17 protein-coding genes and 1 pseudogene are annotated in these 21,421 nt (G+C 46.9%); 11 read left to right on the plus strand and 7 right to left on the minus strand.

All coding sequences use genetic code 11. The features are described 5' to 3' along the window. Nucleotides 1-76: 76 nt before the first annotated feature. Nucleotides 77-526, minus strand: a complete 450-nt coding sequence (locus JJU34_RS06830; RefSeq protein ID WP_228691588.1) for a hypothetical protein — start codon at nucleotides 524-526, stop codon at nucleotides 77-79. 386 nt (nucleotides 527-912) lie between these two features. On the opposite strand from JJU34_RS06830, the pseudogene JJU34_RS06835 reads away from it, so the two are divergent. Then, nucleotides 913-1,238: pseudogene (locus JJU34_RS06835) on the plus strand (NAD(P)-dependent oxidoreductase); the annotation flags it as partial. A 138-nt stretch (nucleotides 1,239-1,376) separates the two neighbouring features. Further along, nucleotides 1,377-1,793, plus strand: a complete 417-nt coding sequence (locus JJU34_RS06840) for an SRPBCC family protein (protein ID WP_228691589.1) — start codon at nucleotides 1,377-1,379, stop codon at nucleotides 1,791-1,793. A gap of 1 nt (nucleotide 1,794) precedes the next feature. Here JJU34_RS06840 and JJU34_RS06845 read toward each other — a convergent pair whose 3' ends face one another. After that, nucleotides 1,795-2,376 (minus strand): TetR/AcrR family transcriptional regulator, encoded by a 582-nt coding sequence (locus JJU34_RS06845; protein ID WP_228691590.1) that lies wholly within the window; start codon nucleotides 2,374-2,376, stop codon nucleotides 1,795-1,797. Between the two features lie 223 nt (nucleotides 2,377-2,599). Between JJU34_RS06845 and JJU34_RS06850 the strand changes: the two genes are divergently transcribed. From JJU34_RS06850 to ppk1, 8 genes are all read left to right on the plus strand, one after another. Beyond that, nucleotides 2,600-3,739 (plus strand): FAD-dependent monooxygenase, encoded by a 1,140-nt coding sequence (locus JJU34_RS06850; protein WP_228691591.1) that lies wholly within the window; start codon nucleotides 2,600-2,602, stop codon nucleotides 3,737-3,739. Nucleotides 3,740-3,890: 151 nt separating this feature from the next. Next, a complete protein-coding gene (locus JJU34_RS06855; protein WP_228691592.1) occupies nucleotides 3,891-4,559 on the plus strand; it encodes a DUF1080 domain-containing protein in 669 nt (222 codons plus the stop codon). A gap of 21 nt (nucleotides 4,560-4,580) precedes the next feature. Next, nucleotides 4,581-5,930 carry a Gfo/Idh/MocA family oxidoreductase gene (locus JJU34_RS06860; protein WP_228691593.1) on the plus strand — a complete coding sequence of 450 codons (1,350 nt, stop codon included), beginning with the start codon at nucleotides 4,581-4,583 and terminating at the stop codon, nucleotides 5,928-5,930. Between the two features lie 193 nt (nucleotides 5,931-6,123). Next, the gene (locus JJU34_RS06865; RefSeq protein WP_228691594.1) at nucleotides 6,124-7,086 is read left to right on the plus strand and encodes a tryptophan 2,3-dioxygenase family protein; all 963 of its coding nucleotides are present in this window, start codon (nucleotides 6,124-6,126) and stop codon (nucleotides 7,084-7,086) included. Between the two features lie 146 nt (nucleotides 7,087-7,232). Beyond that, nucleotides 7,233-8,837, plus strand: a complete 1,605-nt coding sequence (locus JJU34_RS06870; RefSeq protein WP_228691595.1) for an FAD-dependent protein — start codon at nucleotides 7,233-7,235, stop codon at nucleotides 8,835-8,837. After that, nucleotides 8,827-9,198, plus strand: coding sequence for a CoA-binding protein (locus JJU34_RS06875; protein WP_228691596.1), 372 nt, complete (start codon nucleotides 8,827-8,829; stop codon nucleotides 9,196-9,198). The genes JJU34_RS06870 and JJU34_RS06875 overlap by 11 nt, the downstream gene beginning before the upstream one ends. Nucleotides 9,199-9,375: 177 nt before the next feature. Continuing rightward, the gene (gene gyrB, locus JJU34_RS06880) at nucleotides 9,376-11,334 is read left to right on the plus strand and encodes a DNA topoisomerase (ATP-hydrolyzing) subunit B (protein WP_228691597.1); all 1,959 of its coding nucleotides are present in this window, start codon (nucleotides 9,376-9,378) and stop codon (nucleotides 11,332-11,334) included. Nucleotides 11,335-11,610: 276 nt separating this feature from the next. Next, nucleotides 11,611-13,728 (plus strand): polyphosphate kinase 1, encoded by a 2,118-nt coding sequence (gene ppk1 / locus JJU34_RS06885; RefSeq protein WP_228691598.1) that lies wholly within the window; start codon nucleotides 11,611-11,613, stop codon nucleotides 13,726-13,728. On the opposite strand, the gene JJU34_RS06890 is transcribed toward ppk1, so the two are convergent. The 3 genes from JJU34_RS06890 to JJU34_RS06900 all read right to left on the minus strand — a co-directional run bounded on the left by JJU34_RS06890 (nucleotide 13,718) and on the right by JJU34_RS06900 (nucleotide 15,270). Then, the gene (locus tag JJU34_RS06890) at nucleotides 13,718-14,617 is read right to left on the minus strand and encodes a phosphatase (RefSeq protein WP_228691599.1); all 900 of its coding nucleotides are present in this window, start codon (nucleotides 14,615-14,617) and stop codon (nucleotides 13,718-13,720) included. The genes ppk1 and JJU34_RS06890 overlap by 11 nt on opposite strands. 102 nt (nucleotides 14,618-14,719) lie before the next feature. Beyond that, nucleotides 14,720-14,929, minus strand: a complete 210-nt coding sequence (locus JJU34_RS06895; RefSeq protein WP_228691600.1) for a hypothetical protein — start codon at nucleotides 14,927-14,929, stop codon at nucleotides 14,720-14,722. 65 nt (nucleotides 14,930-14,994) lie between these two features. Continuing rightward, nucleotides 14,995-15,270: a DUF202 domain-containing protein gene (locus JJU34_RS06900; RefSeq protein WP_228691601.1), complete on the minus strand. Its 276-nt coding sequence runs from the start codon at nucleotides 15,268-15,270 to the stop codon at nucleotides 14,995-14,997. A gap of 188 nt (nucleotides 15,271-15,458) precedes the next feature. Between JJU34_RS06900 and JJU34_RS06905 the strand changes: the two genes are divergently transcribed. Beyond that, nucleotides 15,459-16,343, plus strand: a complete 885-nt coding sequence (locus tag JJU34_RS06905) for a DUF3078 domain-containing protein (protein WP_228691655.1) — start codon at nucleotides 15,459-15,461, stop codon at nucleotides 16,341-16,343. Between the two features lie 159 nt (nucleotides 16,344-16,502). On the opposite strand, the gene JJU34_RS06910 is transcribed toward JJU34_RS06905, so the two are convergent. Together JJU34_RS06910 and JJU34_RS06915 are read right to left on the minus strand one after the other, a co-directional pair. Then, on the minus strand, nucleotides 16,503-19,907 hold the full coding sequence (locus JJU34_RS06910) for a DUF1080 domain-containing protein (protein ID WP_228691602.1): 3,405 nt from the start codon (nucleotides 19,905-19,907) through the stop codon (nucleotides 16,503-16,505). 44 nt (nucleotides 19,908-19,951) lie between these two features. Further along, the gene (locus JJU34_RS06915) at nucleotides 19,952-21,217 is read right to left on the minus strand and encodes a Gfo/Idh/MocA family oxidoreductase (protein WP_228691603.1); all 1,266 of its coding nucleotides are present in this window, start codon (nucleotides 21,215-21,217) and stop codon (nucleotides 19,952-19,954) included. Nucleotides 21,218-21,421: the final 204 nt, after the last annotated feature.

Raw genomic sequence — 21,421 nt, forward strand, 5'->3', positions numbered from 1 at the left:
CAATGTCCACTAACTGTACATCCTGCCAAATAATTTTTCCTATACATTGCGGCGCACCCACAAAAACAATAGTTGATCAGGGAGAACTTCCTGTATCTGAACGACCGGCAAGTTGAAACCGCGTTCCAATGGAAAAATAGCTGTGATTCACTAAAAACATATCTAATATAGGGTCTGCAAGCGTAGAGAAACTGTATTGCAATTCCAACTTTGCATTAGGAAATCCCCCGCGAACCATAATTCCGGGCTCAAAAACCACCCGATTGTTGTTTTCATTGTAATAATCTCTGACACTGTTTTTTAAATCTTGAGAATCGAGGTGATAGTCATCTAGTGAAATGTAAGTTAGGTAGGCCAGTCTTGGAGAAATCGCCAAATCAAAATATTTTGTGGCAATTGCTAAATTTGGCTGAAAAAAGGGCTTGAGAAACCGAACATCAATGTAGTCTCTAGGAGTATCCAGAGATTTGTTTTTTATCCCCCCCCCTTGGCTTGAAACCAACTTCGTTGAATGATATGAAGTCATTCATACTTATAGCACGTTCTCCAGATTTTATCTTACGTGCAAAAAAAAACTGCAACTTAGGAAGCAAGCCGCCTCATTCCGAACTGACTTAAAGATAATAAATTACTTCTGGATAAAAAGCTATAAATTATTGATTTTTAAACCTATTTCAGTGTTTAATTTTATATTAACACCAGTAAACCAAAGCATCTTATCAAGGACAGACGACATCAATTAGGGTCCAAAAATTGCGATGCACTTCCCTAAAAGGAGAATAGCGATGTGTAGAGATACATACAGGGGCATCTTATCGCAGGATTTTAAATACATAGGCCATGACCTCTTTTAACCCACTTTGGAACCTACCTGATTTTTGGATAACTTCCCCACCGCTTGTTGATGCTGTAGCAATGCGCATTGGAAATGTGATTGAGCCACTCGAATATGAAACGCTTTTTCCCTACTATTTCAAACATCCGGAGGTTCGACGGCGCAACGCTTTCTGCTACATCGACGCGCGTGACTTAGGACAAATTGAGGATCTGTGCATTCAAAAAGACGGACTAGGCTTTATGGTCTTCAATGCTGGAAACGACCACAATGGTGCGATTATCCCCAGCAAAGAGCTGGCAAATCGCTTCTTTCCGGGAGTGCCACTTTCTAGGGAATTAGGAGAGGACGTGGCGCTATTTTCAAATAGGAAGTGCTGGGATTCAAGGAACAGCATAACTGACGGAAGTACGTATCGGACGGTTCCAAAATTGCCTGAACCGGACGCATTGCGCGTCTACATTCTGGACGTTTTCGGTTAATACCACAAATAAATCGTTTGATTCGGTGACTCAAACCTGTGTACCAACACAAGAACAAGATGGCGGAAAAAGTAACTAAGCTGCAATTTATCGTGCATAGAGACAGGATCGCTGTGATGAACTACCTAACGGATCCTGATAGATTTGTCTCTGTCCACCCCCTCATTTATCAAATGACAGCCCTACCTGGAGGGGACTACCTGGTACGTGAAAAAGTATCTCTTGGCCTTTTCCCGTACCGCTTTTCCTATACGGCTTCGATAAGCGCGTTCCCAGACGAAATACACATAAGCGCCAGCGTGATGGGCCTAACCCACATCAACATGTTGTTCCGCTTTGAGACTGCCTCAGGTTCAACGCAGGTCACCGAGAAACTTAAAATCGAATCGGTGCTCCCAATCACGAATTTTATGGCCTCATTTTTTGAAAAGCAGCATAGACAGCTTTTCGACAATATCGAAAAAGCCTTGACCTAGCCTACTCCTCTATGTACGGAGCAATCAACCCGATCAGCAGGGTTGTTACGGATTCGATGGCTCCCCGGTCTGGAGCAGTACCTTTAGAAAGATAATGAGTCCTTATCCAACCCTCTGACACCAAAAAGACGGTTTGAAAAATCCGCTCCTGTGTTGGCCCATCAAATCCAACGTGAAAAACACCTCGCTTTCCCAACTCCGAAAAGAGCATCAGAAATAGGTGTCTGCGGCTTTCCATCAATAGCGTGTAGGCATTGATCAGCTCCGGATACTGTCCCAAGGTCTTGGGAGACTCCATAAAGAAAAAGCGGTAGCTTGCCATGACGCCAAATACATGCTCGATCTGACCTTTCAAGCGTGCATGGAGATCTACCAAGTGCTCTTCCACCAAAGTTATCTTGGTGAGTATCTCCTCGTCCATTTGGTTGAATACAGCCAACAGCAAGGCCTCCTTGGTTCGGAAATAATACCGCACATGCCCATCGCTTATCCCCAATGCCCCCCCAATATCCCGAAAGCTTGTCTGTACCAAGCCCTTTTCGTTAAATAAGGTAACCGCGGCCGAGATTATTTTTTTATCCATCGAACTATTGCTCATTGGAGCAAATTTACAAAAAAATACCTACTTTTGTTTTGCTCAATTGAGCTAAACAAACAAATCGGTGTTAATCCGATCCTATTTAGGTGGTAGGTTTAGAAGGTTCAAACGATCTATTTATCCGGCAGACCGGATTTGCAGGGAAAGCAGATCGACTATGACAGGGGTTTGAACCACGCTGTACCCATGAAGATCTAATTCCAGACGTATGAAGACAAAGAAGAAAATTGCCGTAATCGGGGGAGGGATCGCTGGACTCACCTTTGCCCATTGTCTCGGGTCTGACGACTACGACATCGAAATATTTGAGCGGAAATCGTCTTTTGGCGAAGCTGGAGCGGCGATCAGTGTATTTCCAAACGCACTATGCGTCATGGAGGAGATTGGGTTATTGGATCGAATTTTGAGTGCCGGCGGCCATTTCCAGCGGGTCTATATTCGAAACAGTAAAGGTAAAAAGCTTAGTCATTCGACGCCAAAAAGTGACTATCCCATCATCTGTATTCACCGAGCTGATTTGCATGGGATTTTGCTCACAGGAATACCGGCAACACTATCCCCTGGCTTTGAACTGTCAAGCCTTCAGGAAACCAAAGATGGGCAAATACAGATTCGGTTTACCAATGGAGAGTCCCGGCTGGTAGATGGGCTGGTAGGCGCGGATGGCCTCCACTCCCGAGTGCGCCGGCACATTGTCAACGATGGAGCTCCCCTCCACAGGGGATATACTATTTGGCGTGGGGTAGTTGACACAACCTTTGCCACGGGTTATGCCAGCGAAACCATGGGAATTGGACAACGAGTGGGAATAGTCCCTATTAAGGATGGAAAATACGGCTGGTGGGCTACCTGCAACGATTCGTTTCAACAAAATTGCGACCCGGAGGGCACCAAGGAAAAACTGCTTCGCTTATTTGGAGATTGGCATGATCCCATACCAGAGCTGATCCGAAACACAGCAACGATACTGAAAAATGGCGCATTGGACCGTCTTCCCATCAGGGGTTGGAGTAAAGGCAACATGACATTACTGGGGGATGCAGCCCATCCCACCACGCCAAACCTTGGGCAGGGCGGTTGCATGGCGATTGAGGGATCTTATGTATTGGCAAAGACCATACTAAAATACAAATTGGGGCCACAGGCTTTTCAACGATACGAAAGTTTACAGTTTCCCCGGGCAAAACGCGTCGTATCCGAAAGCCTACAATTGGGAAAGATCGGTCAACTTACCCACCCTTTTTCTGTCGCTCTTCGAAATCTGGCATTTCAAGCAGTACCTTCATCCATGGCTATAAAAATGGTTGACAGATATTTCTCCTATCGGGTTACTAACCTATCTATTTAACTAAAAAAACATTCTTTTACCTACCGCTTGATTTACACCAACTCATTAACCGAAGCGAGGCAGAGAAGTTAACGATGAATTTTGGAACGAGGCAACGGATTAATTCAAAATCTCCATTAGATTTGTAAAAAACCTACATATAACCCTCGTCATGAAAAAACATCACGCATACCTTTCCCTCACAGGAATCGTTATCGCAAGTTTGCTCCTTGTCTCTGCCACCATTTCACAGGACTCTGAAAAAGGATTCAAAAAGCTTTTTAACGGAAAAAACCTCAAAGGTTGGGTTGGAAATACGGAATCCTACAAAGCCAAAGACGGAATGATCGTCATTGAGCCAAGTCAGGGAAGCGGCGGAAACCTATACACCGAAAAAGAATACGGCAATTTTGTGCTTCGTTTTGAATTCCAACTGACTCCTGGTGCAAACAACGGCCTTGGCATTCATGCCCCGCTGGAAGGAAACGCTGCCTACTTGGGCAAGGAACTTCAGATATTGGACAACACCGCAGAGAAATACGCCAACCTCAAAGATTACCAGGCCCATGGATCTGTTTACGGTGTCATGCCTGCCAAAAAGGGATTCCTCAAGCCTGTGGGCGAATGGAATCAACAGGAAGTGACGGTAGAACATCCCAAGATCAAAATAGTGCTGAACGGCACGGTTATCCTGGAAGGTGACTACCTGGAAGCCGCCAAAAACGGCACCATCGATGGCGAAGATCATCCCGGATTGCAGCGAAGCCGTGGGCACATCGGCTTCCTTGGCCACGGTGACGTGGTCCGCTTCCGCAACCTACGAATCAAAGAATTGGATTAATCAACATTTTAAAGCAACACAATGAACGACAACCTAGCAAATAACGCTCGTAGAGACTTTCTAAAGAAAGGTAGTTTGGGGGTGTTGGGTTTAAGCATGGCTCCGACCCTTTTTGCCCAAGCCCGTGCCAACGGACGGCTTCGAACGGCCCATATAGGTCTTGGCTCCATGGGAATGGCAGACTTGGACGCCATTTCATCCCACGACCTGGTGGATGTGGTAGCGCTATGCGACGTAGACAGCTCCGCATTGGCAAAAGCCAAAGCTTTGCACCCCAACGCAAAAACCTTCACGGACTATCGGGTGATGCTCAAAGAAATGAAAAGCGACATAGACGCTGTGATCGTTTCCACACCTGACCACACCCATGCTCCTGCTTCCATGATGGCCATGAAGCTAGACAAACCCGTCTACTGCCAAAAGCCGCTAACCCACCATGTTACCGAAGCGCGGGCAATGAAAAAATTGGCCGACAAAAAGAACCTGGTGACTCAAATGGGCATACAGGTGCATTCATTTTACGATTATAAATTGGCCACCCTGCTTATCCAATCCGGAATCATCGGAAAAGTACATACCGTAAGGGCTTGGTCACCGAAAAACTGGGGATACGACGGCCCTGCACCAGCGGGCAGTGATCCCGTACCGAACAACCTGGACTGGAATCTATGGCAAGGTACAGCACCGGAGCGTCCTTACAAAGACGGCTACTACCACCCCGGCAACTGGCGGAAGATGCTGGACTATGGATGCGGAACCCTGGGCGACATGGGTGTTCACATCTTTGACACCCCCTACAACGCACTGGAATTGGATGTCCCCATGACGATTGTAAATGAATGCCGGCAGCCTACCGGCTTTGGTTTTCCCGAGCACAACACCGTTACGTATGAATTCCCACAAACCAACTACACCGCAGAAACCCTAAAATGGGTATGGTATGACGGCACCGGTGCTCCGGCATCACACGAGGACCTCAAACTGCCCAATGGTGAAGAACTGCCTGACCAAGGTGCCATGTTTATGGGTGAAAAGGGACGCTTGTTGCTGCCGCACTTCCAGCAGTTGCCAAGACTGATCGTGGACGGCAAGTACCAAGAGATGGACATAGCCAAATTCAATCTAGGTGCTCCTGTAAAGGACTACGATTCGGAAAGCAAAAAACACTACCACCAATTTGTAGACGCCTGCCTTGGGAAGGATGAGTGCTCCGCACCTTTCTCCTATTCTGCCAGACTTACCGAAACCATCTTGCTGGGCGTAATTGCGGGAAGATTCCCCAATCAAACCCTGCACTGGGACAGCAAAAAGGCCAAATTTGCCGAAAAAGAAGCAAACCAGTACCTAGACGGCAAATACCGCAAGTTCTAAGGCGGACTGTCAACCCATTTCTTAGGAACCCGTGCGGGCCCTGGCCTACCTAAAAACGTACAACGTTGGGCCAGTTTGGCTCCATTTGAACAGCCTCCGGTATGAAACCGGAGGCTTTTAAGGCATATAGCCGTTTTTGCCGCATATTTTACGTATTTTTACGCTTTCTTTATTATACCACCACGCAGGAACTATGGATCAAGAGATTCCAAACGCGGAAATCATCGAAAAAATCAAGCAGTTGGAAGCGAAGTTTCGCGCTTCTGGCCAGGACCTGAAGTCGTATCTAGAAGGCCTGCTCCATGCCGACTACCTCAACTACTGGGATTACATCAACTTGGACACGCTGCTAACGTTACAGCAACCCCGGACCTCGTTCAAGGATGAGAAAATTTTTATCATCTACCATCAGATCACCGAGCTGTATTTTAACCTGATCATCTGGGAAATCGAGCAAATTTCCGGAAATCCGGACCTTTCACTTGCCTTTTTTAAAGAGCGCTTGCGCCGAATCAACATGTATTTCGATTTGTTGATTTCGTCGTTTGACGTAATGGCCAAGGGCATGGAACGGGATCAGTTTATGAAATTCCGGATGTCGCTGCTTCCGTCCAGTGGATTTCAGAGCGCCCAGTACCGCATGATCGAGATCATGTGTACCGACATCCAAAACCTGATACACCTCAAAGAACGAGAGGACTACCGAGATATCAATATCACCAGCATCGATTCCCTATTTGAAATATTGTATTGGCAGTTTGGAGCCATGGAATTGTCCACCGGAGAAAAAACGTTGACGCTACAATCGTTCGAAAAAAAATACGGTGATCAGCTGAAAGAATTGATCGCCAACTTTCGAAAGAAAAACCTCTGGCGCCTTTACCTGTATTTCTCCGAAAAAGATACCGAGCTCACCGAACTCATGCGTGATTTGGACAGTAAAGCCAATGTGCATTGGCCATTGGCACACTACAAGTCAGCGGTACGGTACCTGCAAAAAGACCCTGTGGACATAGCCGCCACCGGCGGAACAAACTGGCAGAAATACCTTCCCCCACGATTCCAAAAGGTGGTGTTTTATCCCGAATTATGGAATGACGACGAGCAGGCAAATTGGGGCAGAAGCTGGGTGGTGAAAGAAGTTTTTGGACAATAAGGGCCATCTTGCACAGCAAATGAACGAACGCCGTTTGACTCAGCCTACCGCGGAACTAAGCACCTTACCGTAATTCGACACTGAACTTTTCTCGAGCAAATTCAGTATAAACAGCATTGATTTTAAGGATAACTACCTTACCACAAATGAAGCGAGAACTACAACTCACCCTTACGCCCGAGGAAGCTTACGATGAGCGGGCTTTCCAAGAGGCAGTACGCAAAAAAGCCGGGATTCCTCCAGAGGCTCCACAAACCTACATCCGGCAGGCCCGGCGGTCCATCGACGCAAGAAGTCGGCAGGTCAAAGTAAATGTGACTGCGGAGATCTTTGCCAACGAAGCACCTTCTCCTTTGCGACAACTTCATTTTACCTATCCGAAGGTTTCCGGCAAAAGCCCCTTGATCATCATCGGGGCAGGACCTGCAGGCCTTTTTGCAGCGTTAAGGTCCATCGAGCTGGGCTTTAAGCCCATTGTGATCGAAAGAGGAAAAGATGTCCGTGCAAGGCGCCGCGATCTGGCAGCAATCAACAAAGACCATATCGTCAATCCCGAATCCAACTACTGCTTTGGTGAAGGAGGTGCAGGTACCTATTCAGATGGAAAACTGTATACCCGGTCCAAGAAACGAGGCGATATACGTCGTATTTTGGAGATTTTTGTAGCCCATGGTGCCAAAGAGGACATCTTAGTAGATGCTCACCCGCATATCGGTACCAACAAACTGCCCATACTAGTGGCGGCCTTGCGGCAAACCATCCTAGATGCAGGTGGAGAGGTTTTATTTGAAACCAAAGTCGTAGACTTTATCCTTGAAAACCAAGAACTGAAGGGTGTGGTCTGCGAAAACGGTGAAAAAATCACCGGGTTGGGGGTAATCTTGGCCACCGGCCATTCGGCCAGGGATATATTTCACCTGTTACATCGCAAAGGAATACAGATAGAAGCCAAGCCCTTTGCGCTGGGCGTTCGTATAGAACACAGCCAGCAATTGATCGATCAGATCCAATACCATTGCAAGGTAGACCGTGGTCCCTACCTACCCGCTTCATCCTATTCGCTGGTGCAGCAGACCACGTTCGAGGGTGTACAGCGGGGAGTTTTTTCCTTTTGCATGTGCCCTGGAGGATTCATCGTGCCCTCGGCCACCTCTCCAGGTGAAATTGTGGTCAATGGCATGAGTCCAAGCAGGCGGGATGGGCGGTTCGCCAACTCGGGAATGGTTGTTGCGGTGGAACTGGAAGATCTTCCGGGATATAGTCATCTTGGCCCATTGGCCAGCTTGCAGTTTCAGCAGGAAGTGGAGCAGCGCGCCTGGGAAATGGGGGGTAAAACCCAAACTGCCCCTGCACAGCGTATGGTGGATTTTGTCAACCGAAAGCAAAGTGATACCCTTTTGCCTACGTCTTATCAGCCCGGCCTTCGGTCGGTGGAGATGGATCAAGTATTGCCACCTTTCATTGCAGAGAGACTACGACAGGCTTTTGTGGCCTTTGACCGAAAGATGAAAGGCTATTACACCAACGAGGCCCAAATCATCGGCGTCGAGAGTCGTACTTCCTCTCCCGTTCGGATCCCTAGGGATAAAGAATCCCTCGAACACCCAGAGATTAGCCGTTTGTACCCGTGTGGAGAAGGGGCCGGCTATGCGGGCGGGATCGTCAGTGCCGCCATGGACGGCGAGCGTTGTGCCGAACAGCTTATTGCCAAATACAAAACTACCGTACCAAACCAACTACATGGATTATAAAAAAACCGTTATCATCGGGGCATCGCCAAACCCATCCAGGTATGCCTACCTCGCTGCCGAAATGCTACAGCAGCGAAACATCCACTTTGTCCCGGTAGGGATAAAAAGCGGGGAAGTCTTGGGTCAACCCATCCTAAACCTGAAAGAAAAGCCGCCAATCAACGAGGTACATACGATCACGCTTTACATCGGCCCTCAAAATCAGCCGGAATGGTATGACTACCTACTCTCATTGGCCCCTAAAAGAATAATCTTCAACCCGGGCACTGAAAACCCTGAACTTGCCAAAATGGCAAAAGAAAACGGCATCGAAACGCTGTATGCCTGCAATTTAGTGATGCTAAGTTCGGGTCAGTTTTAGCGGCTAGGTAGACAAGTTACAGAAGCTGCTTCAGGCATTGAGTCCAATGCCAGACCTGATCAACAATACCCCTGATTCAGGGTATGTACTTCCGTTATTTTTGTGTATTTTTGTAAATCGTATGAGTTTTTAAACAGTGCTTTCTGTACATATGACGAAGCACGTTATTTAGCATCCATGAGCAAAGAAAAAGAGTCGAATCGCAGCGATTATTCAGCCCAAAATATTCAGGTTTTAGAAGGATTGGAGGCAGTAAGAAAACGGCCTGCCATGTACATCGGAGATATCGGCGTCAAAGGGCTTCACCATTTGATATGGGAGGTAGTGGACAATTCCATCGATGAAGCCTTGGCAGGACATTGTGACACGATAAAGGTTTCTGTCCTGGAAGACAACTCCGTCCGGGTAGAAGACAATGGGCGGGGTATACCCACGGATTTTCACGAAAAGGAAAACCGATCTGCATTGGAGGTTGTCATGACTGTACTCCACGCAGGCGGTAAGTTTGACAAGGATACCTACAAAGTTTCCGGGGGACTTCACGGCGTGGGGGTTTCCTGCGTAAATGCCCTATCTACAACTTTGCTAGCCACGGTACACCGTCAGGGCAAGATGTACGAGCAGGAATATTCCCGAGGTGTGCCCCAATATCCCGTAAGAGAGATCGGTGAGACGGAGAAAAGAGGCACCATTATCCACTTCAAGCCTGACCACGAGATCTTCCAAGCCACCGAATACAAATATGAAACTATCGCGAATCGACTTCGGGAGATGTCGTTCCTAAATGCAGGAATCCGCATTTTTCTGGAGGATTTCCGGGACAAAGACGATGACGGAAAACCTCGAAGCGATGAGTTTTTCTCCGAAGGGGGACTGGTGGAATTCGTGGAATACCTCGATGAAAACAAACAAAAGATCATCGAAACACCCATTTACATTGAAACGGAAAAAAATGGGGTACCCGTACAAGTGGCCATGGGCTATAACAGTTCCTACAATGAAAACGTAGTTTCTTATGTCAACACCATCAACACCTACGAGGGAGGCACCCACGTTTCCGGATTCCGCAGAGCCCTTACCCGAACACTAAAAACCTACGCCGATAAGTCGGGTATGTTGGACAAGGTGAAGCTGGAAATCTCGGGAGATGATTTCCGGGAAGGCCTTACCGCTGTTATCTCTGTAAAAGTGGCAGAGCCTCAGTTTGAAGGACAGACCAAAACCAAATTGGGCAATTCGGATGTAATTGGCGCTGTGGACGGGGCAGTATCAGAGACCCTGCAATTCTGGCTGGAAGAACATCCGCGGGAGGCCAAAATCATTGTAGGCAAAGTGATTCTTGCCGCACAGGCGCGACATGCTGCCAAAAAAGCGCGTGAGATGGTTCAGCGGAAAAACGTGCTTGGTGGGGGAGGTTTACCCGGAAAGCTCGCCGATTGTGCCAACTCCGACCCAACCGTATGCGAACTGTACCTGGTAGAAGGAGACTCTGCGGGTGGATCTGCCAAGCAGGGGCGCGACAGGGATTATCAGGCCATCTTGCCGCTTAAGGGTAAAATCCTAAACGTAGAGAAAGCACTCGAGCACAAGATATACGACAACGACGAAATCAAAAATATCCTTACGGCTTTAGGCGTAAAAATAGGTACCATGAACGATGAAAAAGAGCTGGACCTCGCACATCTGAGGTACCACAAGATCATCATCATGACCGATGCCGACATAGACGGTTCCCATATACGAACCTTGATTTTGACCCTTTTCTTCCGATACATGCGCACCTTGATCGAAAGAGGTTATGTGTATATCGCTTTGCCTCCACTTTACTTGTTGAAGCGCGGGAAAGATGAGCGCTATTGTTGGTCTGAGGATGAACGCAAGCGTATCACCGAAGAAATGGCGGCTGACGGAAAGGTAGACAGTGTAGGCATCCAACGATACAAAGGTCTGGGTGAGATGAACCCCGAGCAGCTATGGACAACGACCATGGACCCCAATACCCGAACCTTAAAGCAGGTGACGATTGACTCTGCCGCCGAGGCAGACCACCTGTTCAGCATGCTGATGGGAGATGAGGTGGCTCCGCGAAGGGAGTTCATCGAACGCAACGCCAAATACGCCAAAATTGATACCTGATGGGAGCAGGTTAACTTCAAATAACCTTCCCTAAACGATTTCCGTTAAGAAATCGGGCATGGCAAGATGTCGTCATACGATGCAATGACAATCATCCATGCTCGATTTTATCCTGAGCTTCGGCAGGGAACAAGTTATAACCGCTACAAACCAATGAGTAAGATATGAAAGCGAAGGACTATCCGTCCGTAGCAGCGGAAGGGCCTTGGCCCTTTTTTTTATGTCTGAATATTTTAGTAAACTTACAAGGTGCTTTTACAGCCTAATCAAGAAGAAATGATTCAAAGCGATAAAATAGAGGAGATTATTTACAGCAGTGACCTCATCAGCAGAGACCTTAGCTGGCTGAAATTCAACGAGCGGGTATTTGATCAAATCCTTCGGGAGCGAAGAAATATTTTCGAGAAATTCAAGTTCCTCGCGATCACAGCCTCTAACTTGGATGAGTTTTTCATGATCCGGGTTGGGTCCCTCTATAATTACTTGGATTACGACAAAGTCCGGGTGGACTATTCCGGACTACGGGAGGATGCTTTCAAAATGAAGCTGATGATCGAATGCCAGAACTTCCACCGAAAGCAACAGGAAATATTTCTTCAAGAATTGCTCCCCAAAACCGAAGAAGCCGGGCTGATACTGAGCAATGTCAAAAATCTACGGGAAGAGGAGCAATCGATTATCAAAGATTATTTTTTCAAAGCGGTATACCCCATGCTTACTCCGATGGTGTTTGATGGGTATCATACGTTTCCCATTCTGATGAACAAGCTGCTTATATTTGGGGTGATTACCATCAGCGAGGGAGACAAAAAAGACAATCGAAAACTGTCCTTTGTGCAAATCCCCTCCAATATCCCCCGATTCTTTGAGGTGGAGCGGGAAAATGGAACCATATTCGTTCCTATAGATGAAATCATCCGGGAACACATTTCTTCTCTTTTCAGAAATGTGACCATCGAGCACATCAACCTGTTTCGTATTACCCGAAACGGTGACTTCACTTTAGAAGAAAGCGAAGACATGGACACCAACTTTCTGGAAGAGGTAAAGCGCAAGCTCAATGAACGGAAAACCGGTCGGGTAGTGCGTATCGAAATCGAGGAAGGCTACAGCAAATGGATGATAAACTTGCTCAAGGAAAGGTGGACAATCAGTGACGACAGCATTTTTAAAATACCCCGAAAAAGCCTTATGGACTTTACAGGGCTTTGGCAGGTGATTGGCAATAAACGGTTTAAAGACAAAATTCCCGCTACACCAAACCCTATTCCGCCGCTGTCTTATCCGGACGCCGCCACAGAAGATATATTCCAAGTACTAAAGCACAAGGATATCCTCTTGCACCATCCTTACAATAGCATGGAACCCATCTTGGACTTACTGGACAAGGCCGTGGATGACCCCAGCGTAATGGCCATTAAGATGACCATCTATCGGCTCGCCAAAAACTCACGCATCGTAAACGCGTTACTGCGGGCAGTAGAAAACGGCAAACACGTTTCTGTTCTCTTTGAAGTAAAGGCTCGATTTGACGAAGAAAACAACATCCGGGAGGCCAAGCGTCTACAAAAAGCGGGATGTTTTGTAATTTATGGCGTCAGCAACTTCAAAACACACACCAAGCTGATGTTAATCGTTAGAAAGGACGAAAACAAAGTAACCCGATACGTGCATTTGGGCTCTGGAAACTACAACGAAGAGACCTCTCGTATTTATACAGATATTGGACTGCTGACCACCAACGAAGTATTGGCAAACGATGTGTCGGAGTTTTTCAACGTAATCACTGGCCACTCGGTACCGTCTACCTACCAAAACCTCCTTACATCACCCAGAGAGATGAGAAGAAGCTTGGTAGAATTTATCGAAGACGAAGCCGAACACGCCCGTCAGGGCCGTCCTTCTGGAATTTTCATTAAAATAAACTCGTTGGAGGATTCGGAGTTCATCTACGCACTCTACAGGGCCTCGCAGGCTGGTGTCCCCATAAAACTCATCATTCGGGGTATTTGCTGTCTCCGGCCAGGCAGAAAGGGATTGAGTGACAATATCGAAGTGATTTCCATTGTCGGAGATTTCTTGGAGCATTCGCGTATTTATCATTTCCACAATAACGGAAAACACCGGACCTATGTAGGCAGTGCAGACGCCATGGTACGAAGCTTTGACAAACGCCTAGAATCCTTATTCCGGGTAGAGGCCCCTTTCCTCGAAAAACAATTAATGAATATCATTTCTTTCAACCTAAAAGACAATGTGAACTCCTACGTGATGCAGGAGGACGGCAACTACATCAGCAAACAGCCCGGTGAAAACGGGGAGGAATTCAATATCCATACCGAGTTCTTTACGCTTACACCGGAACAGATTTATGGCGTAAAACTTATCGAATAGGACTCGTTTGATTGCTCATGGCGCGCTCAAAAAGTAAGTTCATGAGGCCATCCTTTAGCCCAACATCCGGCACGATCATTCGGGATGAACCCGCAGCGTCCATCGCTGCAAGATAAATCTTGGAGGCAGGGATGATGACGTCTGCCCTGTCTGGGTTAAGGTTGAGTACGTGCATACGCTCTTCGTAATTGTAGCTCAACAAGCGTTCCTGCACAACTTGTATGGTATGCTTATCCAAATACCGTTTATTCTTACGAGGGTTGGACAACTCCATGATCTTGTTTATATTTCCTCCGGTGCCAATGCAGGTGACCGATTGTTCCCTTTTCAGGTGCTCGGCTATAAATGCCTCCATGTCCCGCCAAATGGAAAGAGGCACATGGTGCTCGTCCAGCGTCCTCACGGATCCGATCTTGAAAGACCTGCTGCCTATTTTTTGTTTTTTTTTGTAAATATTGAGCTCGGTGCTACCGCCTCCCACGTCCACATGCAGGTAGGTCTTGGTATCGATGCTAGACCACAGGGCTTTATCGATCAGTTCGGCTTCCCGATCTCCATCTATTATTTCTATATGCAGCCCGATGGTATCGGCCACCTCTTGAGCAATTTCTTCCCCATTTTTGGACTCCCTCATGGCAGACGTTGCACATACCATGTAATGGTCTACTTCATACAATTCAATGAGTTCCTTAAACACACCCATCAAGCGGACAAATTTCGATCGGCTGCCCGGGCTGATTTCTTGATTGAGGAAAACGTCCCTACCCAGTCTTAACGGAAAACGTACATATTCTAATTTCTTCAACCCAAAGGCACCTTGGAAATGGGTAACGTTTGTTATCTGCAGGCGGATCGCATTCGACCCTATATCCACGGCTGCTAATTTCAATGAGTTGTACGTTAAATGAGTTAAAAACAGGTTGAATCGCCAAAAATAAGGAAGAAATTGCCCTGGTGAGCCCGTTTCTGGAAAAACTAACCCAAAATAACCTTATTTTTTTCGCGAAATAGCTACCAGCACCAATCCAGCCACCACCGCGGCACCACCGGCATAAGGAGGCCAATTGATTTCTTTTTCTCTATCGGCGCTCACCTCAATAGGGCCCGCATCAATGATGGTTTCCTCCGTGGTATATGAGATTCCGGTGATCACAAACATAATCACACCGATTACAATCAAGATAATTCCAAATATTTTCATAACGTTTTAATTTAGTTGGCTCGTGTAGTTCAAAAAGCCTACCAAACTATCTGGCTATGGCGCGCTCACATGGAATAGTACTTTCCTTTCTCCAGCTTCCGCTTGAGTCGGAAAAAATTCACAAAACCCAACGCCACGAGCAGTATGCTGATTAAAAAGGATAGGTAGCCAAACTCCCGTACATTTTCCAAATCTTCTACTTTTATCAAGGCTGTACCCGAAACTAAAAAATAAAGACTTGTTCGGATATAGGCTAACAGGGTACGATCGTTTGCAAGCTTGGTGCGTTGCCTGGCCAGAAAATCCCTGACGATCAACTCTTCTTCTATTTGTTTTTCCATTTTTGAACAATTTTACACCTAAAAACACCCGAAAAATAAGTTTCATTCCATAGAATTCGGGTAATTTTGGGGCAACTCCTTTACTACCACTTAAAATCTATTACCGAAATCCAATAAGATTGCGGAATGTATCACAAAAAAACCAAATGATGAATAAATCTCTACTACTTCTGGGTATTTTATGCCTCATGCTGAGCTCAACTATCCACGGACAAATCAATGATTTGGCAGATGCCGTAGATGTACTCTCTGAAGAAGCAAAAAAAGACACAACGTACTGGGTTTCCGAATTTAGCGGTGGGCTAAATTTCAACCAGGCGAGTTTTAGCGACAACTGGAAAGCGGGGGGGATCAACTCCGTGGCCCTAGGAAGTATTATCGCTGGTAAAGCCATGTACCGTAAGGACCGCCTTTCATGGGACAATGAAATTGAACTGCTCTATGGTATCGTGAAAAATGAGGGCCAATCAACGCGAAAATCAAACGACCGGATGTTTTTTGATTCCAAGATGGGTTACAGAATGTCTCAAAACTGGGGCGCCTTTTTCTCTCTTAACTTTCTGAGCCAGTTCACCGAAGGATATGAATATGGACCGAATGAATCGCGGTCATTGATATCCGACTTTATGGCGCCAGGATTTTTGACCTCATCCTTGGGTTTTGAATATAAACCAAATAATGAGTTTAACCTACGTATCGGGCCATTTTCGCCACGCTTTACCTTTGTCAATAACCCAGACATAATCCAGACGGTACCCTCAAATTATGGTGTTCCGGCGGGAGAAACAACCCGTATTGAGTGGTTGGCGATGCAAATATTTGCCAACTACAACAAAGACATCACCGAAAATTTTAACATCAAAACCCGATATATGATGTTTGCCAATTACGAGACCCTAAGCTTGAAGAATATTGACCACCGGCTGGATATCACCTTAACGGCAAAAATCACCCAAGTAATCAACGTCACTTTGACCACCATCACCCTGTACGATATCGATCAAGACCCCGGGGTTCAGTTTAGCCAAGCCTTGGCGTTGGGCATACTTTACAAAGTGAATAACAAAAAGTGAGGTTTCGCTTACCTTTTTTCAAATTGATTTTGAAAATTCCTTTTAATTATTAAATTTGCCAATATTATGGTAGTTAAATAATAGTTGGTTTAGTTTTCAAAAATAAAAAGCAGGAGAGGTTCTCCTGCTTTTTTATTTGTAGAGCTTATTTTCTTCTCCTTATTTATCCATATTCAGAATTCGGATATTTCGGAAAAACACCACGTCTCCGTGACCTAAAAATCCAATATGACCTTTGGTTCTGAACAGACCAGGATGTTCTCTGCCATCCAGGGTACCTTTTTCTTTTGCCTCTGTGATATCTACATCCAAGATCACTACATCATTTAATGTTACTTTGATTGAGTTCCCTTTTACGATTACCTCTTGGTAGTTCCATTCACCTACCGGCTTCAAAGCGCCTCTTTTGGCAGCCGCTATACCGTAAAGCGATCCGTGAAACTGATATTCTTTCAAATTTTTGTAGATATCTGCTGTATTGTCCAATATCTGCAACTCCATACCTGCATAAGCCGCATCTCCAGTCAATGGCGCCCGGATACCCAATCCGTTGTTCGCACCAGGCGTCAACTTAAACTCAAACCGGAACTCAAAATCACCGTACTCTTTTTCGGTAAACAGATTTCCGCTACCCCCTCTATCCGGGTAGATGGCAATGGTACCGTTCTCCACCACATAATCTGTTTTGTTACCGGTCCATTTATCCAAATTCGTTCCGTCAAAGAGTACTTCAAATCCCGCTTCTTTCTCTTCCTCGCTCATCTCAAACGGTGCTGACGCATCCAATTCCCTGATGTAGAGGTCCCGGTATGCTACATAGGTCCCGTGCGCCTGTAACTCGATCATCTCCGATGGAAAAATGGGCTGGCTCCTGTCCCAGTAGTTTTCCAAAACTACCTCATCCACCACCAAGTCTCCGTTAAGATAAACCGTCACCTTTTCGCCAACCATTTTTATATAGAACGTGTTCCACTCCTCCACTGGATTATCCGCTACCTTGGATGGCTTGCTTTCGTGCTTGGTATTATTATACAGGCCTCCGGATCCTACTTCTGCACCCACGTTGGTTCTGGCAATGTCCCAAATCTGAACCTGGGGGGTACCCCTCAAGTAAATTCCTGCATCCCCATCTGCGGTGATCTTCCAGTCCACATACATTTCAAAATCACCATAGTGCTTTACGGTACCTATGTTCTCTCCCTTTCCTTTGAAGACCAACAACCCATCTTTGGCTTCCCAGCCGTCGTGCATCACCTGATTTGCTTTGGCCTGTTCTCTATCAAGGGTTCTCTGATCCATTTGCCCCCTTTTTATCGGGTTTGAAAATACCCCTTGCCACCCGTCCAGATCTACACCGTTGAAAAGCGTATAAAAACCTCTACCGCCGGGCATCTCATCCAGGTATTTTTGCAGCGATGTTTTGTAATATTGGCTGTCCTGCCCACTGATCACGTCTCGGGTCTTTTCTACCAGTCCCCGCACGGCCTCGCCATAAAACCGATCGCTGTTGGAAACGATGTTCATGACCGATCGGGCAGCGTCTTGCTGTAAGGAGGGAATGTCCAAATAGCTCCCAGCTGTCACCAATGCCTGAAACGTCGGATATTGGCCCAGAACTTTAATGGCCGATGACTTGGTCTGATCAACTGTAGTCAGTTCCAAGGCATTTCGAAGGTGTATAACTTTGTTTTCGGCAGTCCAAGACTGCGAAGGTATCAGTTGCACATAGCCTTTGAGCGCGGCTTCTTTTAACTCCACTGCTCCCGCACGGGCGATCCCCAACAACATGGTAGGTGCCTTGCTGTCTTTAGAATTTGTCAAAGCTTCTATGACAGCCAGCCTTTGGGCGGTGGTTCCCTCCTCATAGATGCTTTCAAGCTGTGTCATAGCAGCCTCTCCACCTGTTTGCCCCAAGATTTCATATAAATAAGGTTGCTTGCTTGGCTCCAATCCAGCGAGATTCTGCGCCACCCAGTTGGTTTGGCTTCGTTGGTTGTTCATCCGCAATACGGAAGTCACCAGCGCTTTTTGGACTGCCTGAAGCTGCTGTTCTTGTCGACTGGACTTTAATAAAGTTAAAAGCTGACCCGCATGACTGGCATTGGCCAGAGAACTAAGAGCGGCGTAAGCTGCGCCTTGAACCGATTCATCTCCGTCAGTCACTTGCGCTAAGACAACCTCCATGTAATCCTCTGCCGAACGGGCTGCGAGTACCTCCATCAACATCACTTTTGCCGATGCGTTTGCACCAGGAATCGTCTTGGCTACCTCGCCGGTGACATTCGATCCGGGCATGGTCTTCAGTGCGGTTTGAATCCGAGCAAGAATCGCCTCGTCAGCATTTGCTGTTTGGGCCAGTAAATCAGCTAAGGCAGCGTCACCTCCTACCGGTACCGATGCATCAATCGCTGCCACTCGGACCATGAGATCCGGAGACACCATCAGCGGCTTCAAAAGAGAAAGTGCTGCCGGGTCTTTCACTTGCGCAAGCATACCGATAATCGCAACTTTGGCCTCTGGTGAGGCCCTTTCCAACAAGGGGCTCCAAATCGATAAATTTGTTGCAAGTCCCGATGATAACGCATATTTCAACGCAGCTCCACGGTACTGTGCATTGTCAGACAGCGCCGCTGCAGCCAAAAGTTTGGGAGCATTGGTAGGTTCTAAGCGAGCCAAAAGAGCCAGTGCGCCGGCCTGCGTATGCGGCTGATTTGCGCTCGCAGCCAATTTATGGAGACCTTTCGCCAATTTCAAGGCTGTTTTGGTATGCCCTGCATCCGCTAATTTGGAGATATACCTCAGGTAAGTGGCCGTCGCGTTGGTTTGCTCGTACGATGCACCGGCTGCCTTTGCCGCACGGTTAAGTATCTTGGCACTTTTAGGATCCCCTATTTCACCTAGGGCATACAACGCCACCTTTCTTAGGTCCGCATTGGGTGACTGGGCGTAAGGATTGATATCGTCCAAGGCCAAAGAACTACCTATTCCACCGAGAGCCTGTATAAAATTAACCTTGTGTTCATCGTTGGAAGATGTACGCAGTGCCAATAGCAATGCCTGTTCGGAAGAACTTGAACCAATGTTTTCCAACACTTGCGAAGCCCTGGCCGAGTGGTAGTCATCGTGCAAAAACGGCTCCACGAAAGGTGCCGCATCTTCCTTACCTATCCATTTAAACTGTGCGAGTAGAAAATCCTGGCCTTCTGGATACTCCAGTTTGTCCAAGGCTTTTCCATACGCCTGCACGGCCATTCTTGCATAGTCGCTCTTGGAAGGATGGCTGGCATAAAACGCAAATCCCGCCAAGGCATATGTTAATTTTTCATTGGAAGCATTCGGCGAAAGCATCATCGCCATTTTCACAAGACCTTCTTGGCCAAGGGAAGCCATGTTCTCCATAAGGCCGGCTTGGGCTGTAGCGTCCTCTGCTGGAAAGCGATTGAGTAAATCTGCAATTTTGGTGTCCAATGTTCTGGCATCCTGCGCACCCCCTTGGGCCATCAGGACCGTCCCCTGTAGGACAAGCAGCCAGCAAAACCAGGTTATTTTTTTAACTAAATTCATCAAAGTTTCTTTAAATCTCATTTAAACGAAAAATCACAATGGGATCAAACGGTATAGGGAGCCCTCATGGGCTGGTTGATCAGTCGATTTGCCGCCTCATCATTTACAAACTCCTGCTTCACAGGGTCAAATTGGAGATTCCTCCCCAATCTCAGTGCTACCAAGCCCATATTTACCATGGTACAGGAACGATGTCCATTTTCCTCATTTAACGCAAATTTCTTTCGGGTCTTCACAGCCTCCACAAAGTCTGTGACCTGAGGGGTCGGATCCGGAAATTGCGCCAACTTGCGCCTGAAATCGGGAATATCACACTCAAAGCCACGGTATAGGTTTCCCTTTGGACCGGAAATATAGGGGGATTCGATCGTTCCCTCTCCATCCAAGATGATCTGACACCCATCCTCATAGGTGTAGGTGATTTTTCGCCAGGTTCCTACGGCATCCGGATGCTGCTGAGGGGCATCGATTTCCACTTTTACCGGGCTGGTTTCGTCTTTCCCTAAGAAATATTGTATCGGATCGAGATAGTGCTGTCCCATATCCCCTAGGCCACCTCCGTCATAATCCCAATATCCTCGGAAGGTGCCATGTGTACGGTGTTCGTTGTAGGGCTTGTAGGGTGCAGGACCCAACCACATGTCGTAATTCAATTCCTTCGGAGGAGTCTCCGGCTGCAAATTGGTGCGGCCTACCCAGTAAAATTTCCAATCGAAGCCGGTAAGCTTGCCCACCGTTACCTTGAGCGGCCAGCCCAACATCCCCGAATCCACCAGCTTTTTGATGTTTTTTACCTCGGTGTTCATGCCGTAAAAATTGGCATCAAACCGAAACCAGGTATTCAATCTAAAAATATTGCCGTGAGCTTTCACCGCCTCCACTACCTTCTTGCCTTCGCCGATCGTACGAGTCATGGGCTTTTCACACCAGATATCCTTTCCTTCTCTGGCAGCATCCAAGGCCATAATTCCATGCCAATGAGGTGGGGTCGCAATGTGGACAATATCCACCTCCGGCAAACGAATCAGCTCTCGATAGTCTTCAAAAGTCTTCACACCAGTGCCCAAAGTCTCCAAGGAACGCTGAATGTGCCGGGTGTCCACGTCACAGATCGCCACGACCTTGGTTCCGGCATAATTAAAATGTCCACGCCCCATGCCGCCAACACCGATGATGCCTTTGGTCAGGTGATCGCTGGGTGCCAGGTATCCTTTTCCCAACACATGCCGGGGTACGATGGAAATACCCCCCAAAGCCAGAAGTGACCCTTTTAAAAAGCGCCTTCTGGATCCGTTTCCTTTTTTATTCATTTTATAAGGGTTATGTAAGAACGAGACCAATCGCGAGTATGAGTACACTTGCGATAGCCTACACTAATTGACTTGACCAATACGTTGAAAATTCAACTTTCTGCTTGGTTTAACTTGTGAATATATTTCTTTAATCAAGGAATAACAAACCCCTCTTCATGTTCTAAAAACTTTTTATTTAATTGGTAGATCAAGTACTACCTT

It is taken from the genome of Lunatimonas sp. (assembly GCF_020832325.1).
Taxonomy (GTDB): Bacteria; Bacteroidota; Bacteroidia; order Cytophagales; family Cyclobacteriaceae; genus Lunatimonas.

Bases quoted from the DNA above. Each gene is read 5' to 3' on its own strand.
- JJU34_RS06830 (WP_228691588.1), bottom strand. From the start codon at position 526: ATGACTTCATATCATTCAACGAAGTTGGTTTCAAGCCAAGGGGGGGGG.
- JJU34_RS06840 (WP_228691589.1), top strand. From the start codon at position 1,377: ATGGCGGAAAAAGTAACTAAGCTGCAATTTATCGTGCATAGAGACAGG.
- JJU34_RS06845 (WP_228691590.1), bottom strand. From the start codon at position 2,376: ATGGATAAAAAAATAATCTCGGCCGCGGTTACCTTATTTAACGAAAAG.
- JJU34_RS06850 (WP_228691591.1), top strand. From the start codon at position 2,600: ATGAAGACAAAGAAGAAAATTGCCGTAATCGGGGGAGGGATCGCTGGA.
- JJU34_RS06855 (WP_228691592.1), top strand. From the start codon at position 3,891: ATGAAAAAACATCACGCATACCTTTCCCTCACAGGAATCGTTATCGCA.
- JJU34_RS06860 (WP_228691593.1), top strand. From the start codon at position 4,581: ATGAACGACAACCTAGCAAATAACGCTCGTAGAGACTTTCTAAAGAAA.
- JJU34_RS06865 (WP_228691594.1), top strand. From the start codon at position 6,124: ATGGATCAAGAGATTCCAAACGCGGAAATCATCGAAAAAATCAAGCAG.
- JJU34_RS06870 (WP_228691595.1), top strand. From the start codon at position 7,233: ATGAAGCGAGAACTACAACTCACCCTTACGCCCGAGGAAGCTTACGAT.
- JJU34_RS06875 (WP_228691596.1), top strand. From the start codon at position 8,827: ATGGATTATAAAAAAACCGTTATCATCGGGGCATCGCCAAACCCATCC.
- gyrB (WP_228691597.1), top strand. From the start codon at position 9,376: ATGAGCAAAGAAAAAGAGTCGAATCGCAGCGATTATTCAGCCCAAAAT.
- ppk1 (WP_228691598.1), top strand. From the start codon at position 11,611: ATGATTCAAAGCGATAAAATAGAGGAGATTATTTACAGCAGTGACCTC.
- JJU34_RS06895 (WP_228691600.1), bottom strand. From the start codon at position 14,929: ATGAAAATATTTGGAATTATCTTGATTGTAATCGGTGTGATTATGTTT.
- JJU34_RS06900 (WP_228691601.1), bottom strand. From the start codon at position 15,270: ATGGAAAAACAAATAGAAGAAGAGTTGATCGTCAGGGATTTTCTGGCC.
- JJU34_RS06905 (WP_228691655.1), top strand. From the start codon at position 15,459: ATGCTGAGCTCAACTATCCACGGACAAATCAATGATTTGGCAGATGCC.
- JJU34_RS06910 (WP_228691602.1), bottom strand. From the start codon at position 19,907: ATGAATTTAGTTAAAAAAATAACCTGGTTTTGCTGGCTGCTTGTCCTA.
- JJU34_RS06915 (WP_228691603.1), bottom strand. From the start codon at position 21,217: ATGAATAAAAAAGGAAACGGATCCAGAAGGCGCTTTTTAAAAGGGTCA.